Consider the following 23530-nt stretch of genomic DNA (forward strand, 5'->3'; position numbering starts at 1 on the left):
GGAGCCCCATGCGCGCGCAGGCTCGACCCTTCACGGCGATCGTCGCCGCTGCCTTGCTGGGCGTCTGGCCGGGCGCCGCCGCCGATTTCTCGGGCCGCGTCGAGCTGCTCGAGAAGGGCAAGCCGTCGACCGACAAGACGCTCGCCGTCGATGCCACGGTCGTGGTCTTCACTCCCGCCCGGGCGGTGCCGGCCCCGAAGCCGGTGACGGTCGAGATGGTGACGGTGCGCAAGGCCTTCCTGCCGCGGATTCTCGTCGTACCGGTCGGTTCGACGGTGCGTTTTCCGAACCAGGACCCGATTCTTCACAACGTCTTCTCGATCTCCGGACGGAACTCGTTCGACCTGGGGTTGCTGGGCAAGGGCGCGGGCAAGAGCGCGCTCTTTCGCGAGACCGGGATCGTGCGCGTCTTCTGCAACGTGCACCATGGGATGTTCGGTTACGTCTTCGTCGTCTCCTCGCCCTACTGGGCGCGCGTCGGCGCCGACGGGACCTTCCGCATTCCCGACGTTCCGGCCGGGCCCGGCCAGCTGACGGTGTGGAACGAGCGCAGCTCGCCGACCACCAGGGAGCTCACGCTGCCGGTTGCGCCGCCCTACAGGATCGGCATCGAGATCACCATGCCGCGCATTCCGCCGCACAAGAACAAACTCGGAAAACCGTATTCAGGAGGGGGCTATGGCTGAGCGACGCCGCGGGCTGTCGCTCGGGACGCGCATCTTTCTGGTGACCGGACTCTTGCTGGTGCTGGCGCTCGGAGTGGCGATCATCGTCACCTCCTACCTCGGCAACCGCATCGGCCTCGCCACCGCGACGGAGCGCATCCTGGCAGGGAACTCGGTGCAGTCCGTTTCGCAGCAGCAGCGCTACCAGCAGCTCTCGCTCCTGACGCAGATCCTGACCGCGGATCCCGAGCTCAAGGCCTATCTCCTGCGGGCGATCGACGAGCGCGACCAGCTCTCGCTGCTCGACCAGCTCGACGAGCGCCAGGCGGACCTCGGCTACGACTTCGCCCTCATGGTCGATCCCCAGGGGCAGCTCCTGGTGCGCACCGACCAGCCGGACGCGCCGCCGGTCGACCTCTCGGCCCGGCCGCTGGTCCGCAAGGTGCTGGCCGACTTCGAGGCGAGCGGCGTCTGGCAGGAGGGCAACAAGATCTACGAGGCGGTCGCCGTGCCGCTCGCGCTCAGTCAGAACGTCTTCGCCTATCTGGTGGTCGGTTTCGCCATCAACGACGTGCGGGCGCTCGAGGTCAAGCGGATCACCGGCACCGAAGTCGCCTACCTGACCGGTACCTCGACCGGAGTCGCCGTCGTCGCATCGACTTTGGCGCCGGCGCAGCAGGACCGGCTGCTCGCGGCGCTGCGCACCCGCGGCGACCTGCTGTCGCGGGTGACCGAGCGCGGCCAGGCCGTGGACCAGGTGGAGATCGCGCTCGAAGGCGGGCGTTGGCTGGCGCTCCTCGCGCCGCTCAAGGACGCGACCGGCGCCTCGGCGGGCGCCTCGGTGGCGCTCGCCTCGCTCGACAAGGAGCTGGTCGGCTACATCCGGATCCGCAACATCCTCGTGGGGCTCGGGTTCGCGACGATTGCCGCCGCGTTGCTCATCTCGTATCTGCTCTCGCGCCGTGTCTTCCGGCCGGTGCGCCAGCTGGTCGAGGCCGCGACCGCCGCGCGGTCGGGCAACTACGAGGTGCCGATGCCGACCGGCGGCCCGGGTGAGGTCGCGGACCTCGCGACCGCCTTCAACACCCTGCTCGTCGACCTCCGGGAGCGCCGTGACATGGCGGCCTACGTCTCGGCGCTGTCGCGCAGCCTTCCCGAGCCGGTGGCGCGCGGCGAGGCACCGTCGAAGGCGGAGCGCTCCCGCCTGACGCTCCTCGGCGTCGACCTGCGCCGTTTCGCCAGCCCGCGGCAAAGCGCCGACCCCGAGGCGCTCATGCAACGGCTGTCGCGCGATCTCAAGCGGGTTCTCAACGCCGTGGAGGCGCACGGTGGCCACCTCGAGGCGGTCTTCGGGCATCGGGCGATCGCGAGCTTCTCCGGCGCCATGCAGTCGGACCGCGCGTTGGCCGCGGGCGCCGAGATCCTCGGCGCGGTTTCGGTCCCCGAGAATGCGTTCGAAGAGCCACAACCGGCGGCGATCGCCATCACAGCGGGCGAGGCGGTGACCGGCGCCGTGAACTTCACCGACAATGCCGAGCGCACCGTGATCGGCCTGCCGTTGCAGCAGGTCGAGGGGCTGCTGCGCGAAGCGAATCCGGGCGACATCCTCATGGCGCCGGCGGTTCATGCGGAGGTCGCGGAAGGCCTGGCACGCACCGGCATCGAGCTCAGTCCGCAGCGTGGGCTGCTCTCGACCCAGGCGATCTTCATTCTCGGCGGCGAAGAGGCGACGCGGATTGCGGGCCGGTCGGTCGCCGCGGCGGTGACCGCGGTCACCCATGCCGCCGATGCGGCCGGACCCGGCGGAGCTTCGTTCGACACCCTCTCCGGGGTCGGCCCGGGCACGCTCCTCGGATCGCGCTTCGAGATTCTCTCGACGCTCGGCGCCGGCGGCATGGGTGTCGTCTTCAAGGCCCGCGATCGCGAGCTCGACGATCTGGTGGCGCTCAAGATGCTGAAGCGCGAGGTGGCCGGCGACGGCGCCCTGGTCGAGCGACTGAAGAGCGAGCTCAAGCTGGCGCGCAAGATCACCCATCCGAACATCCTGCGCACCTTCGATTTCGGCGAGATCGACGGCAACCCGTTCATCTCGATGGAGTACGTGCGCGGCCTGACGCTGCGCGCCATGCTGGAGCGCTCGGGCCGGCTGCCCTATTCGGCGGGGCTGCGGCTCGCCCGGCAGCTCACGTCGGGTCTCGCGGCGGCGCACGCGCAGGCGATCCTCCACCGCGACATCAAGCCCGAGAACATCATTCTCGACTCGCAGGGCAATGCCAAGCTGATGGACTTCGGCCTGGCGCGCCCGGTGACCCGCCTCACCCCCGGGCAGACCCAGGCCGGCTTCATCGTCGGGACGCCGCACTATCTCGCCCCGGAGCAGCTCGAGGGCAAGGAGCCCGACCAGCGCGCCGACGTCTACGCCTGCGGCGTGGTGCTGTTCGAAGTCTTCACCGGCCGCCTGCCGTTCGGCGGCGACAACCTCATGGAGATCATCTCCAAGCACATGCGCGAGGCGCCGGCCGCGCCGCACGAGTTCTGGCCGGAGATCCCGCCGGCGCTCGAACGGCTCCTGCTGCGGTGCCTGGAGAAGGATCCGGCGGCGCGCTACGCCGACGCCGCCGCGCTCGTGGTCGAGCTCGACAAGCTGACTGCCTGATCGGGCACTTGCGCCCGGCACTTGCCGCGCGCAGTTCGGGCAACCCGGCCGGCAGCGCAGGGAAGCGGCGTTCTCCGGGTTCAAGAGGTGGAGTGGCGGCGAAGATTCCCCCGGCGGGAGCAGGAGACGCGGACTGGAACCTCCTGGCGCTCGTCGCCGGCGGGGACTCTGATGCCTTCACGACGCTCGTCGAACACCATCAGGATCGTCTCGTGGGCCTGTGTACGCGTTGGCTCGGAGACCGCGAAGAGGCCCGCGATGCGGCGCAGGAGGTCTTTCTCAAGGTCTACCGCCACGCCGCGAAGGCTCTGCCGCGCGGCCAGTTCTTCACCTGGCTCTACCGCATCGCCATCAACCATTGCCTGAACCAGCTCCGCCGGCGCAAGATCGCCCGCTTCTTCTCGTTGCAGGGGATGAGCGCCGGCCGGGGCGCCCGGGCGACCGGGGACGCCGGGGGGAGCGAGGTCGCATACGATCCGCCCGGCGTCGGGCCGGACGCCGAGGCCGAGCTGCTGGCGCGCGAGCGCTGGCGCGAAACGCGGCGACGCCTCGAGCAGCTGCCGGAGAACCAGCGAGTCGTCGTCATGCTGGCCCGGTTCGAAGGGCTTTCTGGGCGCGAGATCGCCGAGACGCTCGGCATCACGGAGGGGGCGGTCGAGAGCCGTCTGGTGCGGGCGATGCGGCGGCTCACGCCGCAGGAAGAGCCGGCAAGGCGGGTTCCAGTGAAGGAAGGGGGAGTCGGATGAATCGGCGGCGGTCGGGGCAATCGGACGACGAAGGGGCTCGCTGGGCGCGTACCGTGCTCGGCCGGGGTGCGCACGCGCCGGCTTCGCAGCTGCCGGTTTCGGGCCGGCCGGGTTCTGCCGACGAGACGTGGCGGGAGACCTGGGACGGTCTCGAGTTGCCCGCCGCGCCGGCGGCTCCAGCGGGTTTCGCCCGCCGGGTCGCCCGCGCCGCGGCGGCGGAGCGCGAGCTTGCTTCCGCCTCGATCCTCGGCGCTGCCTGGATGCGCGCGGCGGCGGCGGCGGCGCTGCTCGCCGGCATCGCGCTGGGCAGCACGCTCGCGCTCTCGAGCGGCCTGGGTGGCGGGCTCGACGAGCTCCCGTCGGTCGACGCGATCGCCGCCGAGGAGAGTGGGCTCGACGACGAGTCGTGGGCGGCGACGCTCTCCGAGGAGTATCTGGTGGCGCTCGCGGCGGACGAAGCGACTTCGCAGACTTCCGCCGCGGGCCCGGGTGAGGCTTCCGAGTGAGGCGCAACTGGCTCTTTCTCGCGCTCTTGCTCTCGGTGGGCGTCAACTGCGGCCTCCTCGGCATGGGCATCATGCGGCATCGCATGCTCTCCGTTCCCTCTGGAATGCCCTCCGGCGGCGCTCCCGGAGATCACCGCGCTCCCGGCGATCCCGGCGAACGTCCCCCCGGCCGCCAGGGCGCCCGCCTCGCCGATCGCCTCGGACTCCTTGGGGAGGAGCGCGAGCGCTTCCTCGGGCTGCAGCGCCAGCTCGCCGAGCGGGTGCACGCGGGCCGGCGCCGCATCGACGACGGGCGCCGCGAGCTGCGCCGCGAGCTGACTTCAACCGACCTCGATCGCGGCCGGGTCGAAGAGCTGCTGGCCGGAATCGGCAGCGAGCAGAACGCCCTTGACCGGGCTCTGGTCGAGAACGTCCTCGCGGCCCGCGAGCTCCTCGACGGTGACGCCGAGCGCGAATATCTGCACTTCGTCGAGCGCTTCGGCGGCGCCTTCGCCGGCGGGCGCCCCCCGGGGCCCCCTGGTTTCGAGGCTCCTGCCGGCGGACCGCGGCCCCGCTTCGGCGACCGCCGGATGCGCCGGCAGGGTGGTCCACCCGGACAGGAGAATTCAGACGATGGCGATCGCCGGGGTGCTCCCGACGGTCCCCCGTAAGGCGTCCGTAAGCCGACTGGCGAGAAGTCGCGGCCGCCGGCGCGTGATAATTTCCCGGCGATGATCCGGATCCTGCTCTTTGGTGCCGAAGGCTCGGTGCGCAGCGGTGGCGCCGAGCTGTTGAAGGAGGCCCTGGACCCCGGGGTCGCTGGATGGATCGACCTCGTGGCCGAAACCGAGGTCGCCGAGAAGCTCCTCCAGGATCAGGGGTTCCACCCGCTGGCGATCGAAGACACCTTCACCCTGCACCATCAGCCGAGGGTCGAGGAGTATGCCGACCACCTCTTCGTGATCGTGCGCGGCATCGACTTCAACTCCGACAAGGCGGTCGACCAGCTACAGACCTTGAAGCTCGCCGCCTTCCTGCGCTCGAATCTCCTCATCACGGTCCACCGCGCGGAGCTGAAGAGCGTGAAGCTGGTGCGCAGCCGCGTCGAAGAGAGTGCGAGGGCGCTGCCCGGAGGGGTCGTCCAGCTCCTCTGGAGCATTTGCGACGAGATGATCGACCTCTACTTTCCGATCGTCGACGACATCGGGGCGCGGATCGAGAGCCTCGAACAGGAGGTGCTGAACAACGCCGAGCGCGAGCATCTCCAGTCCATTCTCGACCTGCGGAGGAAGCTCGGCGTCCTCCGGCGCACCATGCTGCCGCACCGCGCGGTCTTCAATCACCTCGCGAACTCGCGCGATGCACTCTTCGACGCCACCGCGTCGCTCAACTTCCGCGACACCCTGGAGAATGTCCTGCGACTGACCGATGCCATCGACCAGCAGCGCGACCAGCTCCTGAACGTGAAGGACACCTATCTCTCGGTGATCTCGCAGCGCACCAACGAGATCATGAAGGTGCTCACTCTCTTCTCGGCGATCATGCTGCCGCTCACCTTCATCGCCGGGGTCTACGGGATGAACTTCGAGCACATGCCCGAGCTCTCCTCCCGGCACGGCTACTTCGTGGTCCTGGGCGCCATGGGAGCCGTCGCCGCCGCCATGGTGGTCTGGTTTCGACGCCGCAAGTGGTTTTAGAATCAATTAGATAAAAAGAAGGCCCCGCGACGCGCGGGGCCCGAAGGAGGGTTGAAGAGGTAGGAGGCTGTGCCGTGCTCCCTGCTCTCATTCACTCTTACGGGCGGCCGGGCGGCGCCGTCTAGGCGCGACCGGCTGGCCGGCGCCGGCCGGAGGGGTTGCACCGGGCGCGGCCAGAGCTGCGGCCGCCGCTTCCGGCCCGGCGAAGAACTCCCGCGCCGCGCCGACCAGATCGCCCCCCAGGGCGGCTGCCTCCCCCCCGGAGAGCCAGTCGGCGGGTAGCCGATCGACGTAGGGGCGGTCGAGGAACCGGCGGTCGAGGAGGGCGATGACCCCGACGTCCTCGGCCGAGCGGATGAGCCGTCCGGCCGCCTGTACGACCCGGGTCATTCCCGGGACGACGAAGGCGAACTCGAAGCCGCGTTCGAAGCGCTCCTCGTAGTAGCTCTGCAGGAGCCGCGTCTCGATCGTCGGCACCGGCAGGCAGGGGCCGACGATCGCGACCGCCTTGAGCATGTCGCCGGGGTAGTCGACACCCTCGGCGAAAACCCCGCCGGCCACCGCGAGCAGCATGACGTCGCCGAGGAGCGCGTTGCGCAGCGTTTCGAGCAGCGCCTCACGGTCGCGCTCGCTGTCGGAGCGTTGCTGCACGTAGATCCGCTTCTTTCGGGCGTTCATCCGCGAAGCGACGTCGGACAGGAACTGGAAGCTCGGAAAGAGCACCAGGCAGTTGCCCGGAACGACGTCGCCGAAGGCGCTCAGGCGGTCGGCGATCGGCTGGCAGTTTCCCGCCCGCTCTTTCCACAGCGTGGTCACCGAGCGGTCGACGACGACCCGGCGATGGGCGGCGGGAAACGGGCTCGGCAGGGCGAGCGCGACCGTCCGGCCGGGATCGAAGCCCAGGAGGTCGCGGTAGAACTCCGGCGGACTCAAGGTCGCCGACAGGCCGATGGCCGAATGCACGCGGCCGAACACCTGGCCGAGGAAGGCCCCCGGGTCCTTGCAGAAGATCCGCAGCTTGCGCTCGTCGCCGCGGCGCTCGCAGAGGTGACTGGAGATGCCGCCTTCGATCGCGATGCCGTTCAGAAAGCGCAGGAGCTCGAAGTAGAGCGCCACGAAGGCGTCGTCGGCCTGGAAGCTCTTGGTCTCGCGGCGGTGTTCGAGATAGTCGACGAAGGCGGCGTCGAAGTCGGGCCGCAGTCGCCAGAGGCGTTCCTCGGGCAGCGCCGCCTCGACGGCGCCTTCGCGCTCGCCGATCTCCGCGAGCGCGGCGTCCGAGGTGTCCTCGATGAGCGTCGCCAGGGCGACCGAGAGTCGCTCGAGCTCGCGATGCACCGGCGAGCCTCCGTGGGCGGCGGCTTCGGCCGAGCGGCGGGCGCTCGCGGAGGAGAGCTCGGGCGAGAGATAGCCGCGCCCGCGTTCGACCAGGTTGTGAATCTCGTCGATCACCAGCACGACGTTCGAGAGGTCGTGCTCGACGGAGAAGTCGGCCAGCGCGACGTACGGGTCGAAGGCGTAGTTGTAGTCGCAGACCACCACCTGGGCCTTGCCGGCGAGGTCCAGACTGACCTCGAAAGGGCAGACCTCGGCCTGGGTCGCGGCCGAGAAGACGAGGTCGGGATCGAGCACCGCCTGTTCCCGCAGAAGCCGCGGCACCACTCCGGACGACGCCAGCTTCGCGTAGTAGTCGCGCGCGAACGGACAGTAGTCCTCGTGACAGATGACCTCGCCGTTGGCGCACATGCGCGCCTTGGCGCGCAGCCGCAGCGCGTGGAGCGCCGGACCGGCGTCGACCTGGCGGAGGACCTTGAGCGCCATCTCCTGCTGCAGGTTCTTGGCGGTGAGGACGAAGAGGCGCTTGTCGTGGGCGAGGGCGTAGCGGATCGCCGGAAAGAGCGCGGCAGCGGTCTTGCCGAGGCCGGTCGGGGCCTCGAGGAGGAGGTGCTCGCGATGGTCGAGGGCGTGCTCGACGGCTGCGACGATCTCCTCCTGCCCCGGGCGGAGGTCCGCGTGAGGAAAGCGGATGCCCAGAGCCGCGCGGTGGCGGTCGCCCGCCGCCTCGCGCTCGTGCCGGAAGTCGCGCAGCAGCGCGTTCAGACGCTGGCGGATCGCGAGCTCGAGCGCTTCGAAATCGGCCTTCAACGGCTCGCGCTCGACGGCGTCGCTGCCGATCGCGATCAGGATCAGCTCGGCGCGGACCGGACGCCCTTCGATCTGCGACAGCATCCAGGCGTAGAGGAGGGCCTGGCGCTCGTAGATCTGACGCGTCATCGGCGCGAGCTGGCCCTCGCGCCGGACCGACTTGATCTCCTCGACGACCAGCGCGCCGCCCTCCTCCTTGCGGATGCCGTCGGCCCGGCCCGAGAGGGTCACCGTCCAGCCGCGGTGGACGAACTCGTGGCGCAGGGCGACTTCACGGCGATAGGTGCCGTCGCCGGCCAGCGCCTCCTCCTGATAGCGGCCGTGGATCGCCTGCCCCAGCCACATGCGCTCGAACCCGCCGCGGTTGGCGAAGCCGATCGAGCGCAGAAGGTGAGGCTCGAGGAGGTCGGCGACCGCGAGCTCGATCCGCAGAGCGGTTTCGTCGAAGCGCGGCGCCATGCCGGGAGTCTACGACGCCAGGCAGCGGCAGCCGCGGCCGCGGCCGCGACGGCGTCCCTGCTTGCCGGTGCGGAGGGCGTCGGATACGCTGCGCGGCGATCTCACCCGCTTTCGCCCGGCACGAGGAGGCTTCATGCAGCAGTTGATACCGGTTCTCGGTCTGTTCGTGATGCTGGGCATCGCCTGGGCGCTGTCGTCGAACCGCTCGGCGATCCGCTGGCGGCCGGTGGCAATGGGTACGGCGCTGCAGATCCTCTTCGCGCTGATCATCCTCAAGACCGAAGTCGGCAGGAGCGTTTTCGATTTCGTCGGCGCCGGGATCACCCGCTTTCTCGACTTCACCGACGCCGGCGCGACCTTCGTCTTCGGCGAGAGATTCAAGGAGTTCTACTTCGCCTTCAAGGTGCTGCCGACGATCATCTTCTTCTCGAGCTTCATCACCGTCCTCTACTACTTCGGCATCCTGCAGAAGATCGTCAGCGTCTTCGCCAAGGTGATGATGAAGACGATGGGTACGTCCGGCGCCGAGTCGCTCTCGGCCTCGGCCAACATCTTCGTCGGCCAGACGGAAGCGCCGCTGCTCATCAAGCCCTATGTCGCGCTCATGACGAAGTCGGAGCTCATGGCGGTGATGACCGGCGGCTTCGCGACCGTCGCGGGCGGCGTCATGGCGGCCTACGTCGGGATGGGCGTCTCCGCGAAGCATCTGCTCGCGGCGAGCGTCATGTCGGCGCCGGCCGCTCTGGTGATGGCGAAGCTGATGTTCCCCGAGACCGAGAAGAGCGTCACCGCGGGCAAGGTGGAGATCGAGGTCGAACGCCCCTGGGCGAACTCGATCGACGCTGCGGCCTCCGGCGCGGCCGACGGCCTGAAGCTCGCGCTCAACGTCGGCGCGATGCTGATCGCCTTCGTCGCGCTCATCGCCATGATCGACTTTCCGATCACCAAGCTGGGTCAGCTCTTCGGCTACGACACCTGGAGCCTGCGCGCCCTCCTCGGAATCGTCTTCCAACCTCTCGCCTGGGTGATGGGAGTTCCGTGGAGCGAGGCGCCGCAGGTGGGGACGCTCATCGGCATCAAGACGGCGGTGAACGAGTTCGTCGGCTACATCGAGATGCAGAAGATGATCGGCGACGGCCAGCTCTCGGAGCGCGCCCAGATCATCGCCACTTATGCCCTGTGCGGATTCTCGAACTTCTCCTCGATCGCCATCCAGATCGGCGGCATCGGCTCGATCGCCCCCGAGCGCAAGAGCGATCTCGCCCGCCTCGGCCTGCGCGCCATGGTCGCGGGCTCCCTCGCCTGCTTCCAGACCGCGACCATCGCCGGCTTCCTGATCTAGGGCGCGCAGCTCCGTAGGATGCGGTGCGCTTCGCTCAACACATCCTGCGAAGTCAGAGAATCGTAGCTCGGGCTAGGGCGCGCCCGCGCTTCCCAGGGCGGGCTGCTCCTCGAGCAGGAATGGCAGCGCCGCGGCGAGGAAGGCCTGCGGACACTCTTCCATCGGGGTGTGGCCGCAGGCGGGAAGGCTGACGAAGGTCGAATTGGGGAGCTCACTCGAGCTCTTGCGGGCGGCTTCGGCCTCGATCAGCTCGTCCTCCGCACCCCAGACCACCAGCGCCGGTGTCTGGATCGCCGCGAGGTCGATCCGGAAGGGCGCCTCGGAGGAGGGGCCGACGAGGCCGTGAAAGGCGTCCGTGACGCCCTCGATGCGCAGGCGCTCGGCGTAGCTCCGCACCAGCTCCGGGGTGACTCTGGAATCGTCGAAGTAGGCTCTTTCGAGACCGGCTTCGATGACGCGGTCGGAGAGCGCGAAGGTGTGCGCCGCCATCCGGGCGACCCAACGCCAGGCGAAGAGCGGGTTGCGGCGCAGGCTGGCATAGAGCGGCAGAGTGTTGTCGATGAGCAGCAGCCGGTCGATCCGCTCCGGATGCTCTGCCGCGAGGTAGAGGGCGATGCCCCCGCCGTACGAGTGCCCGGCGAGGCGCACGCGGTCGAGCCCCAGCCGGTCGAGAACGCCCAGCACGAGGCGCGCTTGCCCGGCCAGGGTGTAGCTCGCGCGATCGCGCGGGCGCTCGGTGTAGCCGAAGCCGTTCAAGTCGATCGCCACCACCGCGAACCGCTGCGCGAGCTCCGGCAGGACGGCGGCGTAGGAGAGGGTCGATTCGCCGAAACCGTGCAGCAGGACGAGGGGCTCGCCCTCGCCGGCCCGCTCGACCGAGACCTGCTGGCCACCGATCTCGATCAGCCGTCCGGCAGGAAGATCACGCACGGCCGCGGAGTAGGGCTGCATGGTGACGCAGGCCGACAGCGTGGGGAGCAGAGCGAGAAGCAGGATTCGTCGGGCGTGCGAGCGCAGGCACATCCATTCAGTTTACGTCTCTTCGCGCTCGTTGCACGGGTTGCCGTGCACTCCTGCGCGGACCCTCTGTGGCGCGCTCCCTGTCCGCCAGACGGCCGACCCGGTATGATTCCATTTTGGCAGCATCCAGGGATCGCCTGGAACATGGAGGCCGCACCCGGAATGAGGCAGCGTTCGACATTGCAGCAGCCCTGCCTCGCAGCCGCGAGAAAGCGGCGAATCCGTCCCTTGCCTTCCGTTCTTTTCGGGACGGTGGCGCTTCTCGCGGCACTGCTTCCGGCCCCGTCGGTCGCGGCTGCCTCCGCTCCGGCGCCGAAAGCACGAACCGCGGCGGCCAAGCCGGCGCCGACGCTGCAGCAGGCCCTGGCTGTCGAGATCGAAGCGGCGCGCAAGAGCTCACGCGCCTTCGGCGTGCACATAGTCGACCTTTCGTCGCGCCAGAGCGCTTTCGCCGTGGATGCCGACCAGCCGCGGATCCTCGCCTCCAACACCAAGCTCCTGACCACTGCCGCGGCGCTCGAGACGCTCGGCGCCGACTTCGTTTTCGAGACTCGCGTCATGGTGCGCGGCGCTGCGAAAGAGGGCGTGCTGGCGGGCGACCTCGCTGTTTTTGGCAGCGGCGACCCGAATCTCTCGGGGCGATTCCACGACGGCGACTCGTACGCGATCTTCCGCGAGTGGGCGGCCGCCCTCAAAGCGCGCGGAATCACCCGGGTCACCGGCAGCCTCTACCTGGTCAACGGGCTCTTCAATCCGCCGAACGTCCACCCCGACTGGCCGCGCGATCAGCTCACCAGCTGGTACGAGGCGCCGGTCGAAGCGCTCTCCTTCAACGACAACTGTGTCCTCGTGCGGGTCTGGCCGGCCTCGCGGGCGGGCCTTCCGGCGCGCGTCGAGACGGTGCCGAAGCTCGACTATTTCGAGATCCGCAACAGCGCCACGACCACCGGCACGCGCAACAAGAACCGGCTGCATGTCGGCCGGCTCGGCGACAGCGACACGATCGTCGTCTCGGGCACGATCGGTCTGCGCACCGGCCCCGGCGAGTCGTGGGTCGCGGTGCAGAATCCGACGGCCTACTTCGGCGCCTCGCTCAAGGCGGCGCTCGCGGAAGAGGGCGTCCAGGTGGAAGGCGGGATCGTTCCCGCTCACGGCTCGCCGGGCGGCGCCTGGGAGCTGGTGGCGACTCACCAGAGCGACCTGGCGCGTACCCTCGAGGTGACCAACAAGCGCAGCCAGAACTTCTACGCCGAGTCGCTGGCGAAGCTTCTCGGCTGGAAGGTCCGCGGCGAGGGCAGCTGGGCGGCCGGGGTCGGTGTCGTCGGGGAGTTCCTCGCCGGGCTCGGGATCGCACCCGCCTCGTTCTCGCTCGTCGACGGCTCGGGGCTCTCGCGCGGCAACCTCATGAGCCCGCGGTCGATGACCGGGCTGCTCGAGCAGATGTACTTTCACGCCCTCGGACGCGACTTCCTGCGCTCGCTGCCGTTCTCCGGCGAACAGGGCCTCAAGTGGCAGCGCCGGCTCGCCCGCGCCCCCTACGCCGGAAACGTCTTCGCCAAGACCGGGACGATCAACGGCGTCTCGACCCTGTCGGGCTACGCCAAGGCGGTGTCCGGGCGGGTCTATGCCTTTTCCATACTCTTCAATCAGGTGCGCAGCAACTCCGGCGCTCACGCCGCGCAGGACCGCATCGTCGCCGCCCTGATCGATCGCGGCTAGCCCCGCGCGCTTCGACCCGGGGGCGAAGTCACCCCAGAAAGCCACCCATGACGGACACACGCCAGGCGGATCTCCGCAATCTGATGAAGCGCGTCGAGCAGCTGGTGCGCGAGATTCAGTCGGCCGACGAAGTCGGCATCACGATCTACAACCTCGCCGATGCGATCATCTCGCGCTTCCGCGACGCGTTGGGCTTCTACGGCGGCCGGCTCTACCAGTGGGACGGCGAGGCCTACGAGCTCAAGGCGATCTTCCCCGACGCCCGCCCGGCGGAGCGCGAGATCCGCGTGCCCGCGACTTATGCGCCGATCGAGATTGCGCTCGCCGAGGGCGTGGTCTACATGGACTCGGGCGATCCGCGCTTCGACCACAAGCTCGAGGACCAGCTCGGGGTCGACCGCTTTGCGGCGATCGAGGTCGGCGACGAGGAGTTCATCCTGTCGTTCGACGTCGCGCCCGGCGTGCATCGCGACGAGGTGCTGTTCTCGCTCGGCGTCCTGCGCCACGGCATCAACCAGAAGCTCCGGCAGGAGCGCATGCAGGAGGTCTTCGATCAGGCGAGGAAGATCCAGGCGTCGATTCTCCCGCGCCGCGTGCCGGTCTACGGCGGCTTCGAGCTCTACGGACGGATCCAGCCGATGGAGTCGGTCGGCGGCGACTTCTACGACTACATCCCGATCACCGACAAGATCCTGGGCCTCGCGATCGCCGACGTCTCGGGGCACGGATTGCCGGCGGCCCTCCAGGTGCGCGACATCTACATGGGCCTGCGCATGGGGATGGCGCGCGACTTCAAGATCGTGCGCACGGTCGAACGCCTGAACCAGATCATCCACAAGTCGACGCTCACCAGCCGTTTCGTCTCGATGTTCTACGGCGAGCTCGAACCGAACGGCGTCTTCATCTACGTCAACGCCGGCCATCCGCCGCCGTTCCATCTCTCGGCCGCGGGCGAAGTGCGCTACCTCGACGAAGGCGGCGCGGTCCTGGGCCCGCTCGCCGACGCCACCTACGAGCGCGGCTTCGTGCGCCTCGCCCCCGGCGACATGGTCGTGCTCTACACCGACGGCATGATCGAGGCGACGCCCCCCGAGGGCGACGGCGAGGAGTTCGGTATCGAGCGCCTGGTCGAGATCGCCCGCAAGTCGACCGGCAAGAGCTCGAAAGAGATCGGCGAGGCGATGATGAAAGCCGTCGAAACCTACCGCGGCGAAGGCGAAGCCCAAGACGACCGCACCGTCGTCGTCGTCACCTACCCGCAGCCAGCGCCGGGCGCCTGACGCCCTAGCAAAACGCCTTTCCGCACGGCAGTTCGTCAGCGAGAGGACTCGCTTGAAGGGGAGCGGCGGCGATTCTCGCCTTGAGCTTCTGCTACCTTGGAAGCAGCGAGTCCGGAGACCTGGTCGGGAACGGCTCAGCTTCGGTGATGCAGCGTCCTGTTCTCAGCGTTCACCCGTAAGCATCGATCTCGAGCTTGATTCCGAGGTCTCCCAATGCCTTCATGGTTTCGCTGGCGATAGAAAAGCCGTGGTTGCCGTCTTCAATACCGAAGACACCAAGAAACAGATCCATCTTGTACCCCTGCGCACTCAGCTCCTTCAGCGCTTCTCCTCGGTTCTGGAGGCGAGCCAGCAATCCGGTGATGTGATCGTCAGGAGCCGCGCTCCGGTGGAGCAACGATCTGATCGACCACATGCCTACCGAAAAGTCAGCGTACCTGCGACCAGATTGGCCGAGGAGTGGATCGCCAGCGCGATGCGACTCATCGGGAGTAAGCCCCAATCTCTTGGAGACGGTGTCCGGGTCGAGGCTCTTGTCGAAGATTCGAAGTGACGCGGAATAGGTGACGTTCACTTCAATCGAAGCCACGGAACAGGCGGTCGCGTACTTTGGACCACGGGACACTGGTGATCGATCGGGCTTCGAGCTCTCTCACGCGGCGTTCGATCTCGTTCGACCAGGCGACTTCGACATCGGCGTCGGCGCGCACTTCGAGGCTCTCGATCAGCGCGCCGGCGACGGATGCGCGATCCTGCTCATCGAGCGAAAGCGCTTGCTTGAGGACTTCAGAAGCCGTCGGGCTCATGGCTGGGAAAGCATACGCCCCGACGCAGCTAGAGGCGGCGCGTCACGTTCTCGACGATCGAGATCTCCTGGCGGAGCTTGATCAGGCTGTCTGCGGGATAGAGCCCGCTGCGCAGTTGGACGCCGGTGTAGATCTGGGTGCGGGCGCCGACGATCGTTCCCGGATTGAGGACCGAGTTGCAGCCGACGGCGACCTGGTCGCCGAGGATGGCGCCGAGTTTGCGCTTGCCGGTCGGCAGGCGCTCGCCGTTTCCGGTGGGGATCTCGATGAGTCTGCCGTCGTGGCGGAAGTTGGAGAGGATGACGCCGGCGCCGAGGTTCGCGTTGCAGCCGACGATCGAGTCGCCGACGTAGTTCAAGTGCGCGGCGTGGGCGCCGGGGAAGAGGATCGCGCGTTTCATCTCGACGTTGGCGCCGACGACGCAGCCGTCGCCCACCCAGCAGCCGCCGCGCAGGTAGGCGCCGACGCGGATCTCGACGTCCTCGCCGATCCAGACCGGGCCTTCGACGACGGCGCCCGGCGCGATGCGCGAGCCCTTGCCGAGGACGATCCGGTCGCCGACGAGATGGGCGCCGGGATGCACCCGGCCGAGGATCTCCGCCGAGGGCAGCGCCGCGAGCAGCTCATCCATCGGAGCGTCGAGGAGCGCCCAGGGGCGCAGGGGATCGTAGCTCCCTGCGAAGGCCGCCGGGAGCTGGGCGAAGAGCTCGGGGAGGCGGGTCATCGCGCTTTCGAGGCGGCCGCCCGGCGCTCGTAGTAGGGGAGCGTGAGCGCCAAGCCCTCGGCGATCCGGGTCTTCGGCGCGGCACCGAGGGCGCGCTCGAGCCGCCCGGCGTCGAGGCTGTTGCGACGCAGCTCCGCCGAGACCGGCGGCTCGTGGCGCGGACGGATCGTCGAGGCGAGCTGCTTCGAGACCATTTCATAGAGCGCGTTGACCGAGGTCTCGATCCCCGTGCCGATGTTGTAGATGCCCGGCGTCCAGCGATCGAGCGCGGCGCGATGCGCCTTCACCAGATCGCCGACGAAGACGTAGTCGCGGGTCTGCGCGCCGTCGTCGAAGATGCGCGGCTGCTCGCCGGCGAGGAGCTTCTCGGCGAGGATCGCGACGATGCCGGCCTCGCCCTTGGGCTCCTGGCGCGGGCCGTAGATGTTGGCGTAGCGGAAGACGATCGGGTCGAGGTCGCCCATGACGCGGAAGGCATCGAGGTAGAGCTCGACCGCGAGCTTGGCGCAGCCGTAGGGCGAGGTCGGATGGCGGGAGTGCTCCTCGTCGCACGGGTAGACCTTCTGTTCGCCGTAGACCGTGCCGCCGCTCGAGGCGAAGAGCAGGCGGCGGACGCCGGACTTCTTGCAGGCCGAGATGAGGTCGAGAGTGGCGAGGATGTTGGTGCGCGCGTCGGCGGTCGGGTCGGCGATCGAGATGCGGACGTTGACCTGCGCGGCGTGGTGGCTGACGACGTCGATCTTCTCGTCGGCCACGAGCTCGTCGAGGCCGGGGTCGGAGATGTCGCGCTGGTAGAAGGTCGCGCCGGCCGGAATGTTCTCGCGCTTGCCGGTCGAGAGGTTGTCGAGCACGACGACGCGGTCGCCGTGCGCCAGGGCATCCTCCGCCAGGTGACTGCCGATGAAACCGGCACCGCCGGTGATGAGAAGGGTGTGGGCCATGGGCGGATTATCCCGCGAATCGCCGGCGGCGCGATGGATAGGCCCTGGCCTGGCATCCTCGTGCTCGGGGTCCTGTCCGGCCCGTCAACGTACGCCGGGGACACGTATCCGCCCTGGGGCGTTGCCGGTCCTACTGCGCGCTCGCTTGGGGCGGCTACCCGTCCCCAGCTGCGGGTCCGGCCACCCCTCGTCGGCAGGGTGGTGACGAAATTGCCTTCAACAGTGGTTCACCGCGACGCGAGAGGCGCTCGGGATCCAAAGTGGGCGACCACGCTTCAAATAGGAGCCCGCTTTGGATCCCGAGTGCCCGAGCACGCGACCACCGACGGTACGCCGGGGACACGTATCTGCCCTGAGGCGGCAAGGGGTTTCCGAACGGTTCGCCTGGGGCAGCTACATGTCCCCGGCTGCGGGTCCGAAAGATCGGTGACAGCTACCTGATTTCCCTCCCCGGCGAACGCCGGGCTCTCGGACTCTTCTGCAGGGAAATCAGGAAACTGTCACCAATTTCTCTATAGTGCCCCGGTGCGCTCGCTCGCTCCGCTACCCGACTCCTTCTACTTTCGCCCCGCCGAGGAGGTAGCCCGGGATCTACTCGGGCGTCTCCTGGTGCGCGAGCTGCCGGAGGGGCGGATCGTCGTCCGGCTGGTGGAGACCGAGGCGTACGCGGGGCCGCACGATCGCGCGAGCCACGCTTTCGGCGGACGGCGGACGGCGCGCAACGAGTCGATGTATCTCGCCGGGGGGCACGCCTACGTGTATCGCATCTACGGCGTGCACTTCTGCCTGAACGTGGTCACCGGCCCGCGCGACGCCGGCATCGCGGTCCTGCTGCGGGCGGCCGAGATCGTGGAGGGGGAGGAGCTGGTCCGGCGCGGGCGTCCCGAAGTGATCGCCGCTCATCGGCTCCTCGCCGGCCCGGGCAACCTCACGAAGGGCCTGGCGATCGATCTGGCGCTCGACACCGTGGCGCTCGATCGCGGCACGCTGCGTCTGGCCGCCGGGAAACCGGTCGCGGAGTCTGCGATCCTCACCGGACCCCGAGTCGGCTGCGAATCGGCCGGCGAGGCGGCCGCCTGGCCGTTGCGCTTCGCCGTGGACGGCAGTCGTGCGGTCTCGTCGCCCAGGCCGCGTCTGCGCTTCCGGTAGCGGCCGTCCCGACCCTTCCACGGCCTTTCCGATGGTGTCGTTCTCCGGAAGGAAACTCCGGGCCCTGGATTCCGAACGCGCACTCACGGGATCGGGACCGCCGGGTGGAGAACGGCGGCGAAGGGCCCCCTATTGCGGCACGAAGCGGACGACGCCGCGCTCAAAGTCGAGTTCGACGGCGGCGAAGCGGCCGAGGAAGTCGTTGCCGAGGATGCCACCGCGTTGCTCGATTCCCCACGCGGTGAGAACGGGAAGATCGGTTACATGGACGCCGACACCGGCGAAGCGCGCTCCGCCAAGATAGAGCTCGGCGATCTCCGCCCGCGGCGCGCGTACGGCCTTGCCGTCGAGGCCGCGCAACTCGATCGATCGCTCCGGATCCGGTGCCAACGCCAGACCTCGCGCCAGCTCCGGCCCGAGCAGAGAGACCTTTGCCCCCGTGTCGAGCACCCAATCGACCGCGCGACCAGCGATCGTTCCGGCGAGGAAGATATGCCGGTCGGCGAGGGTGAACGGGATCTCCGCGGCGTTCGTCGCGGCCGCTTTCCCGGCAATGGCGCCGCCGAAGCGGAGCTCGGGCTCCGGTCCGTAGACGAAGGTCACGCGCGGCGCCCGGCGGAGAAGATCGAAACCGAGGATGCCGGAGATCTCCCGTTCGCCGATCCGTGGCAGCGACCGCATCACCTGCACTGCCGACTGCTCGAAGCGCAGCGTGCCGAACGCGAGCGCAGGAAGCTCGGCGATTCCAAGGTGAGCTTCGACCTCGCCCGAGAGGGCGACGACTGCCGCTCCCGCCGTCCGTTCCCCGGCGGCGGAGTACTCGGTGCTCTCCAGCGGCGCAATCGCGACCTCCCGCGGTAGCGCGTCGCGGGCGACGACGCTCCGCCCTGCCGCGAGATCGACGACGAACCAGCCCTCAGCGCCGCCCTCCACGCGGCCGCGCGCGAACAGATGCTCGCCGTCGAATTCGAGCGCGACGTCGCCGGCGACCGCGGCCTCGGCGCGCGCCAACGACGTCTCGAGCGTCAGCGAGAGATCGCCCGGGTTGAGCGGGATTCGGCCGCCGAACAGATCGAGCACCGGCCCGCGGCCCGGCGCGATCGCACTGCCGGCGCGGACCTCGAATACCTGGCCGGGGCCACTCGCCGTGCGCAGATGAACGCGCAGGTCATAACTCTCGACGACCGCGAGCGGTACGGCCGGAAGGGCGCGCGCCGGCGCCCCCGGTCGCTCGACGGTCGCCTCGAGCCCGGAACCGGTGCAGCGCGCCACGAGCCGCGCTCCAGCGGAAGCCATCTGCACGAGGTCGGCTGATTTGCCGGGTGAGAGTGGCAGCACGAACGTCATTGCCTCTCCACCCGCTCCGACAAGGAACCGCCGCTCTTCGCCCGGCGCGAGATCCACCCGCTCCAGTGCGTAGGGCTCCCGCTCGCCCGTCACGAGAAAGAGGCGGCAGCCCGCCGCCTCCGCTGCACACCCTGGAACTCCCGAGAGCAGCGCGGCACACCCGATCGAACCCAGCCCGGCCCAGAAAGCACGCTGCATTGTCACTCCTCCGAGAACTGCTCCCGGCGGCGAGAACGCAAACGAAGTGCCAGATGCTCTACGCCGGCGGGAGCGCACTCCGCCCGAGGCCGGTACGCGTGCGAGCTGCCGATATCGGGAAGAGTTTCCCGAAATGAGCACGCGCCAGCGGCCCTCGGCTAGTTGGCCGGCTTCTCCAGCCGGACGTGGCCGGCCTTGAGGAGCTTCCAGACCGCGAGTTGGACGTCGAGCGGGTTCATCGAGCTGATGTTGACGATCGACTTGAGATCGTAGGAGCCGTTCAGGCGGGTGAGGAGGAAGCCCTCTTGCGACGTGATCTTGAGCTGGGTGAGCTCTTCCATCGTGCGCGCGAGGACCGGAATCGAGGTCGGGAGCACGCCGGACTTCTCGATCGCGGCGCGGATCAGCTCCTCGATCTTCTGCGCCTCCGTGGCGAGCTTGCGGCTGTCGGGGTCGAGCGCTCTGGCGGCGCGCATGTGTCGAAGCGTCGTTTCGAACTCGTTCTTCTGCAGCGCCTGCTGGGCGATGACCATGAGTGTTTCGGGCGTGATGGCCTGCGGCGCCGCGAGCGCGGCGGCGGTCGCCGCGGTTTCCGCCGCCGGCGTGTCGCGCGGCCGGACGATCTTCAGCCGCTTCGATTGCACCTGGCGGAAGAGAATCCGGCAGACGTGGAACTCGCTCGAGTGGGTGAGTTTGCAGATCTCGGCGACGGTGCGGTCGTCGTCGATGAGCGAGAGGATCTGCGGCGCTCCCTCGGTGAGGACCTTCTCGTCGAACTCGGCCACCGCGACCGGAATGGAATCCGGCGAGGGAACGATCCCGCGGATCCGCTTCCACTCATCGAAGCGCTGCATGCCTTCGAGGACGAGACCGGTGACGTCGATCGAGATCGGCACCATGTTGGCCGTCGGCAGCTTCTGATCGAGAAAGCGGAAGTCTCCCTCCGGCCAGCTGAAGACGTCGTAGATCGACTCCTCGGCCTTGAGCCGGAGCATGCGATGCACGTCCTGCTCGGAAATCGCCCCGATCGTCGAGAGGATCTTTCCGAGCAGCATCTTGTTGCTCTCCTGCATCCGGATCGCCTGCCCGAGCTCGGCGTCGGTGATGAAGCCGTGGCTGACGAGGAAGGCCCCGAGATGCTCCTTGGGGTCGGTCGAGGCCGACGAGACGATCATGCCGTCGCGGAAGAAGATCTGCTTCGTGACCTTGCCGTTCTCGACCACGAGCGTGCCGGTCTTCTGGGCTCCGGAGAGCCACTGAAGGAGCTCGGCGAGCTCCATGGTTTTGAGATTTCCCGTAATACTCATCGCGATCGTCGCAGCTCTCGATTATAGCCGCGAAGGATGAGGCCGCCGTGCGGTGCCTGGACGAGCTCGGGACGGTCGCGCATCTCCGGCGGCGGGGGAGCGCGAGGCGGGGCTACTTGCGGGCGATCGTCGTGCCGCGCTGGCCCTGGTAGTGCGACGACGAGCCGGGCTCGCCATAGGCCACGTCGGGTTCCGACTCCATCGCGATGAAGATCAGCTGCGCGATCCGCCGGTTTGCTTCGAGCACGAATGGCGTGGGCCCCAGGTTCTGGAGCTCGAGGGTGATGTTGCCCTGGAAGCCGGGGTCGCACCAGCCGGCGAGCGAGTGGTTGATCCACAGTCTGCCGAGGGTCGACTTGAGCTTGAGGTCGCAGGCCACGGTGCGCGGAATGCGCACGTATTCGAGCGTCGAAGCGAGGACGACCTCTCCCGGGAAGAGCTTGATGTGCGGCGCCCGGAACTCTTCCGGGTCCCGCGTCGGGCAGATCCAGTGATCCGAGAGGCGCAGGTCGAACGAGGCCGAGTTGATCTGCGAAGGCTCGTAGGGATCGACGCCGCCCTCTTCTGCCCAGGCGCGAATCCAGCGGTCGGGTTTGATCATCGGATGCTCGCGGATCTCACGGAAAGGATCAGACGTCGAAGTAGGCGGGCGTCGAAAGATCCTCACGGTGGATCGTGTCCACGAAGCGGATCATCTTGCGCGTGAGCGACATGAAGAGCGTGTGGGAGCGCGAGCCGCCGCCGAAGAAGCGGACGCCGCGCAGCAGCTCGCCGTCGGTGACGCCGCTGCACGAGAACAGGATCTGCTCGCCCGGCGCGAGGTCCTCCGTCTGGTAGATCTTCGAGAGGTCGTGATAGCCGAGCGCCGCGAGTCGGGACTTCTGCCCCTCGTCGGTGGCCACGAGCCGCGCCTGGATCTCGCCGCCCAGGCAGCGCATGGCGGCGGCGGTGATCACCCCCTCGGGGGCGCCGCCCGTTCCGAGCACCGCGTGCACGCCGGTACCGCGAACCGCGGCGGCGATGCCGGCCGAGAGGTCACCGTCGCCGATCAGGCGGATGCGGGCGCCGGCCGTCCGGATGTCGGCGATCAGTTGCTCGTGGCGCGGGCGGTCGAGAACGACGATCGTCAGGTCCTCGATGTCGCGCGCGAACGCCTTCGCCAGAGCCCGCAGGTTCTCGATGACCGGGGCGTCGATGTGAAGCCGGCCCTTGGCGGTCGGCCCGACGACGAGCTTCTGCATGTAGCTGTCCGGGGCGTGGAGGAGTCCGCCGCGCTCCGCGGCCGCGAGCACCGCCGTGGCGTTGGAGGCGCCGGTGGCGCAGAGGTTGGTGCCCTCGAGCGGGTCGACGGCGATGTCCACGCCGACGCCGTCCGGGTTGCCCTTGAGCGCTCCGACCTCCTCGCCGATGAACAGCATCGGCGCCTCGTCGCGCTCGCCCTCGCCGATGACGATGCGGCCGGCGATCGCGAGACTGTCGAGCTCCTCGCGCATCGCCTCGACGGCGACCTTGTCCGACTTGTGACGGTCGCCGAGTCCCATGGTACGCGCCGCGGCGATCGCCGCCCGCTCGGTGACGCGGATGAAGTCCTGTTCGAGGATGCGATCGAGGGTCATCGGCTTGTCGCTCCCGCCTTGGGCTTGCGTTCGGTGACCATCGGGGGGTTGTAGGCGGGAATTCCGGTCACCGCCTCGCCGATCACCAGGCCGTGGATGTCGTGCGTGCCCTCGTAGGTGAAGACCGACTCGATGTTCAGCATGTGCCGGATGACCGGATAGTCGTCCACGATGCCGTTGGCGCCCAGAATCTCGCGCGCCATGCGGGCGCATTCGCGCGCCACCCAGACGTTGTTGCGCTTGCCCATCGAGACGTGGTGCGGCTTGAGCTTGCCGGCGTCCTTGAGTCTGCCCATCTGCAGCGCGAGAAGCTGGCCCTTGGTGATCTCGGTGACCATCCAGGCGAGCTTCTCCTGCACGAGCTGGTGGCTGGCGATCGGCTGGCCCATGAACTGGATGCGCTGCTTCGCGTACTCGAGCGCCGTGTGGTAGCACTCCATGGCGGCGCCCAGGCCTCCCCAGGCGATGCCGTAGCGCGCCTGCGTGAGACAGGAGAGCGGTCCGCGGAGGCCCTTGGCGCCGGGCAGGATGGCGTCGTCGGGGACATGGCAGTCGTGAAGGCCGAGCTCGGAGGTCGTCGAGGCGCGCAGCGAGAACTTGCCGTGCTGGTCCGAGGAGGTGTAGCCGGGCGTACCCTTTTCGACCAGAAATCCGCGAATGCCGGAGGAGGAATCGTCGGTCTGCGCCCAGACGACCGCGACGTCGGCGAGCGTGCCGTTGGTGATCCATTGTTTGGCGCCGTTCAGCACCCAGCCGTCGGAGGTCTTCTTCGCCGTCGTTCGCATGCCGCCCGGGTTCGAGCCGAAGTCCGGTTCGGTCAGCCCGAAGCAGCCGATCGCCTCGCCGGTGCCCATCTTCGGGATCCAGCGGTCTTTCTGGGCCTGCGACCCAAAGGTGTAGATCGGGTACATGACGAGCGACGACTGCACCGACACGAAGCTGCGCAACCCTGAGTCGCCGCGCTCGAGCTCGGTCATGATCAGGCCGTAGGCGACGTTGTCCAGCCCGGGAAGGCCGTATTCGTCGATGGTCGAGCCGAAGAGGTTCATGCGGCCCATCTCGGGCACCAGCTCGAGCGGCGTGCGGCCGTCGCGGTGGCACTCCTCGATGATCGGCTTGACCTTCTCGTCCACGAAGGCGCGGACGGAGTCGCGCACCAGGCGCTGCTCTTCGGTGAGCAGAGCGTCGAAGTCCATGTAATCCACACCGGGAAAGCGGTTCACGACGGCCT

At 68.5% G+C, this 23530-nt stretch carries 21 protein-coding genes; 10 read left to right on the forward strand and 11 right to left on the reverse strand.

All coding sequences use genetic code 11. The features are described from left to right. Nucleotides 1-8 precede the first annotated feature (8 nt). The 6 genes from KBI44_03565 (at nucleotide 9) to corA (ending at nucleotide 6249) form a co-directional block, all read left to right on the forward strand. A complete protein-coding gene (locus tag KBI44_03565; GenBank protein MBP9143538.1) occupies nucleotides 9-686 on the forward strand; it encodes a hypothetical protein in 678 nt (225 codons plus the stop codon). Further along, nucleotides 679-3321, forward strand: coding sequence for a protein kinase (locus tag KBI44_03570; GenBank protein MBP9143539.1), 2643 nt, complete (start codon nucleotides 679-681; stop codon nucleotides 3319-3321). Before KBI44_03565 ends, KBI44_03570 begins: the two co-directional genes overlap by 8 nt. Before the next feature lie 92 nt (nucleotides 3322-3413). Then, nucleotides 3414-4067, forward strand: coding sequence for an RNA polymerase sigma factor (locus KBI44_03575; protein ID MBP9143540.1), 654 nt, complete (start codon nucleotides 3414-3416; stop codon nucleotides 4065-4067). Beyond that, the gene (locus KBI44_03580) at nucleotides 4064-4573 is read left to right on the forward strand and encodes a hypothetical protein (GenBank protein ID MBP9143541.1); all 510 of its coding nucleotides are present in this window, start codon (nucleotides 4064-4066) and stop codon (nucleotides 4571-4573) included. Before KBI44_03575 ends, KBI44_03580 begins: the two co-directional genes overlap by 4 nt. Beyond that, nucleotides 4570-5223 (forward strand): periplasmic heavy metal sensor, encoded by a 654-nt coding sequence (locus tag KBI44_03585; protein MBP9143542.1) that lies wholly within the window; start codon nucleotides 4570-4572, stop codon nucleotides 5221-5223. The genes KBI44_03580 and KBI44_03585 overlap by 4 nt, the downstream gene beginning before the upstream one ends. A 60-nt stretch (nucleotides 5224-5283) precedes the next feature. After that, on the forward strand, nucleotides 5284-6249 hold the full coding sequence (gene corA, locus KBI44_03590; GenBank protein ID MBP9143543.1) for a magnesium/cobalt transporter CorA: 966 nt from the start codon (nucleotides 5284-5286) through the stop codon (nucleotides 6247-6249). Between the two features lie 87 nt (nucleotides 6250-6336). Here corA and KBI44_03595 read toward each other — a convergent pair whose 3' ends face one another. Then, nucleotides 6337-8850 (reverse strand): PD-(D/E)XK nuclease family protein, encoded by a 2514-nt coding sequence (locus KBI44_03595; protein ID MBP9143544.1) that lies wholly within the window; start codon nucleotides 8848-8850, stop codon nucleotides 6337-6339. 133 nt (nucleotides 8851-8983) lie between these two features. Between KBI44_03595 and KBI44_03600 the strand changes: the two genes are divergently transcribed. Then, a complete protein-coding gene (locus tag KBI44_03600) occupies nucleotides 8984-10192 on the forward strand; it encodes a NupC/NupG family nucleoside CNT transporter (GenBank protein ID MBP9143545.1) in 1209 nt (402 codons plus the stop codon). Between the two features lie 72 nt (nucleotides 10193-10264). Here the strand turns inward: KBI44_03600 and KBI44_03605 are convergent, their stop codons facing one another. Then, complete coding sequence (locus KBI44_03605) at nucleotides 10265-11215, reverse strand: alpha/beta hydrolase (protein ID MBP9143546.1); 951 nt, start codon at nucleotides 11213-11215, stop codon at nucleotides 10265-10267. Nucleotides 11216-11440: 225 nt separating this feature from the next. Here KBI44_03605 and dacB point away from each other — a divergent pair, with 225 nt between their 5' ends. Both dacB and KBI44_03615 read left to right on the forward strand, forming a co-directional pair. Beyond that, nucleotides 11441-12931 (forward strand): D-alanyl-D-alanine carboxypeptidase/D-alanyl-D-alanine-endopeptidase, encoded by a 1491-nt coding sequence (dacB, locus tag KBI44_03610; GenBank protein MBP9143547.1) that lies wholly within the window; start codon nucleotides 11441-11443, stop codon nucleotides 12929-12931. Between the two features lie 47 nt (nucleotides 12932-12978). Then, entirely contained in the window at nucleotides 12979-14211 is a 1233-nt protein-coding gene (locus KBI44_03615; protein MBP9143548.1) for a PP2C family protein-serine/threonine phosphatase, read from the forward strand. Nucleotides 14212-14380: 169 nt separating this feature from the next. Here the strand turns inward: KBI44_03615 and KBI44_03620 are convergent, their stop codons facing one another. From KBI44_03620 to KBI44_03635, 4 genes are read right to left on the reverse strand one after another with little or no spacing between them, the layout of a single operon-like run. Further along, a complete protein-coding gene (locus KBI44_03620) occupies nucleotides 14381-14785 on the reverse strand; it encodes a DUF4279 domain-containing protein (protein ID MBP9143549.1) in 405 nt (134 codons plus the stop codon). A 1-nt stretch (nucleotide 14786) separates the two neighbouring features. Then, the gene (locus tag KBI44_03625) at nucleotides 14787-15017 is read right to left on the reverse strand and encodes an addiction module protein (protein ID MBP9143550.1); all 231 of its coding nucleotides are present in this window, start codon (nucleotides 15015-15017) and stop codon (nucleotides 14787-14789) included. Nucleotides 15018-15045: 28 nt separating this feature from the next. Further along, nucleotides 15046-15741: a hypothetical protein gene (locus tag KBI44_03630; GenBank protein MBP9143551.1), complete on the reverse strand. Its 696-nt coding sequence runs from the start codon at nucleotides 15739-15741 to the stop codon at nucleotides 15046-15048. Beyond that, nucleotides 15738-16682 (reverse strand): NAD-dependent epimerase/dehydratase family protein, encoded by a 945-nt coding sequence (locus KBI44_03635; protein MBP9143552.1) that lies wholly within the window; start codon nucleotides 16680-16682, stop codon nucleotides 15738-15740. The genes KBI44_03630 and KBI44_03635 overlap by 4 nt, the downstream gene beginning before the upstream one ends. A gap of 525 nt (nucleotides 16683-17207) precedes the next feature. On the opposite strand from KBI44_03635, the gene KBI44_03640 reads away from it, so the two are divergent. Further along, nucleotides 17208-17831, forward strand: a complete 624-nt coding sequence (locus KBI44_03640) for a DNA-3-methyladenine glycosylase (GenBank protein MBP9143553.1) — start codon at nucleotides 17208-17210, stop codon at nucleotides 17829-17831. Between the two features lie 129 nt (nucleotides 17832-17960). Here KBI44_03640 and KBI44_03645 read toward each other — a convergent pair whose 3' ends face one another. The 5 genes from KBI44_03645 to KBI44_03665 all read right to left on the reverse strand — a co-directional run bounded on the left by KBI44_03645 (nucleotide 17961) and on the right by KBI44_03665 (nucleotide 23495). Then, on the reverse strand, nucleotides 17961-19376 hold the full coding sequence (locus KBI44_03645) for a clan AA aspartic protease (protein MBP9143554.1): 1416 nt from the start codon (nucleotides 19374-19376) through the stop codon (nucleotides 17961-17963). 158 nt (nucleotides 19377-19534) lie between these two features. Then, entirely contained in the window at nucleotides 19535-20683 is a 1149-nt protein-coding gene (locus KBI44_03650) for a DUF4388 domain-containing protein (GenBank protein ID MBP9143555.1), read from the reverse strand. Nucleotides 20684-20795: 112 nt separating this feature from the next. Then, the gene (gene dcd, locus KBI44_03655) at nucleotides 20796-21284 is read right to left on the reverse strand and encodes a dCTP deaminase (GenBank protein MBP9143556.1); all 489 of its coding nucleotides are present in this window, start codon (nucleotides 21282-21284) and stop codon (nucleotides 20796-20798) included. Nucleotides 21285-21312: 28 nt separating this feature from the next. Further along, on the reverse strand, nucleotides 21313-22299 hold the full coding sequence (gene glpX, locus KBI44_03660; GenBank protein MBP9143557.1) for a class II fructose-bisphosphatase: 987 nt from the start codon (nucleotides 22297-22299) through the stop codon (nucleotides 21313-21315). Beyond that, on the reverse strand, nucleotides 22296-23495 hold the full coding sequence (locus KBI44_03665) for an acyl-CoA dehydrogenase family protein (GenBank protein MBP9143558.1): 1200 nt from the start codon (nucleotides 23493-23495) through the stop codon (nucleotides 22296-22298). The genes glpX and KBI44_03665 overlap by 4 nt, the downstream gene beginning before the upstream one ends. Between the last annotated feature and the right edge of the window lie 35 nt (nucleotides 23496-23530).

The organism is Thermoanaerobaculia bacterium (genome assembly GCA_018057705.1).
Lineage (GTDB): Bacteria > Acidobacteriota > Thermoanaerobaculia > Multivoradales > JAGPDF01 > JAGPDF01.

Coding starts and splice junctions, on each gene's coding strand:
- KBI44_03580 (MBP9143541.1), top strand. CDS start 4,064: ATGAATCGGCGGCGGTCGGGGCAATCGGACGACGAAGGGGCTCGCTGG.
- KBI44_03605 (MBP9143546.1), bottom strand. CDS start 11,215: ATGTGCCTGCGCTCGCACGCCCGACGAATCCTGCTTCTCGCTCTGCTC.
- KBI44_03600 (MBP9143545.1), top strand. CDS start 8,984: ATGCAGCAGTTGATACCGGTTCTCGGTCTGTTCGTGATGCTGGGCATC.
- KBI44_03630 (MBP9143551.1), bottom strand. CDS start 15,741: ATGACCCGCCTCCCCGAGCTCTTCGCCCAGCTCCCGGCGGCCTTCGCA.
- KBI44_03565 (MBP9143538.1), top strand. CDS start 9: ATGCGCGCGCAGGCTCGACCCTTCACGGCGATCGTCGCCGCTGCCTTG.
- KBI44_03665 (MBP9143558.1), bottom strand. CDS start 23,495: ATGGACTTCGACGCTCTGCTCACCGAAGAGCAGCGCCTGGTGCGCGAC.
- corA (MBP9143543.1), top strand. CDS start 5,284: ATGATCCGGATCCTGCTCTTTGGTGCCGAAGGCTCGGTGCGCAGCGGT.
- KBI44_03570 (MBP9143539.1), top strand. CDS start 679: ATGGCTGAGCGACGCCGCGGGCTGTCGCTCGGGACGCGCATCTTTCTG.
- KBI44_03635 (MBP9143552.1), bottom strand. CDS start 16,682: ATGGCCCACACCCTTCTCATCACCGGCGGTGCCGGTTTCATCGGCAGT.
- KBI44_03615 (MBP9143548.1), top strand. CDS start 12,979: ATGACGGACACACGCCAGGCGGATCTCCGCAATCTGATGAAGCGCGTC.
- KBI44_03625 (MBP9143550.1), bottom strand. CDS start 15,017: ATGAGCCCGACGGCTTCTGAAGTCCTCAAGCAAGCGCTTTCGCTCGAT.
- KBI44_03645 (MBP9143554.1), bottom strand. CDS start 19,376: ATGCAGCGTGCTTTCTGGGCCGGGCTGGGTTCGATCGGGTGTGCCGCG.
- KBI44_03650 (MBP9143555.1), bottom strand. CDS start 20,683: ATGAGTATTACGGGAAATCTCAAAACCATGGAGCTCGCCGAGCTCCTT.
- KBI44_03595 (MBP9143544.1), bottom strand. CDS start 8,850: ATGGCGCCGCGCTTCGACGAAACCGCTCTGCGGATCGAGCTCGCGGTC.
- dcd (MBP9143556.1), bottom strand. CDS start 21,284: ATGATCAAACCCGACCGCTGGATTCGCGCCTGGGCAGAAGAGGGCGGC.
- glpX (MBP9143557.1), bottom strand. CDS start 22,299: ATGACCCTCGATCGCATCCTCGAACAGGACTTCATCCGCGTCACCGAG.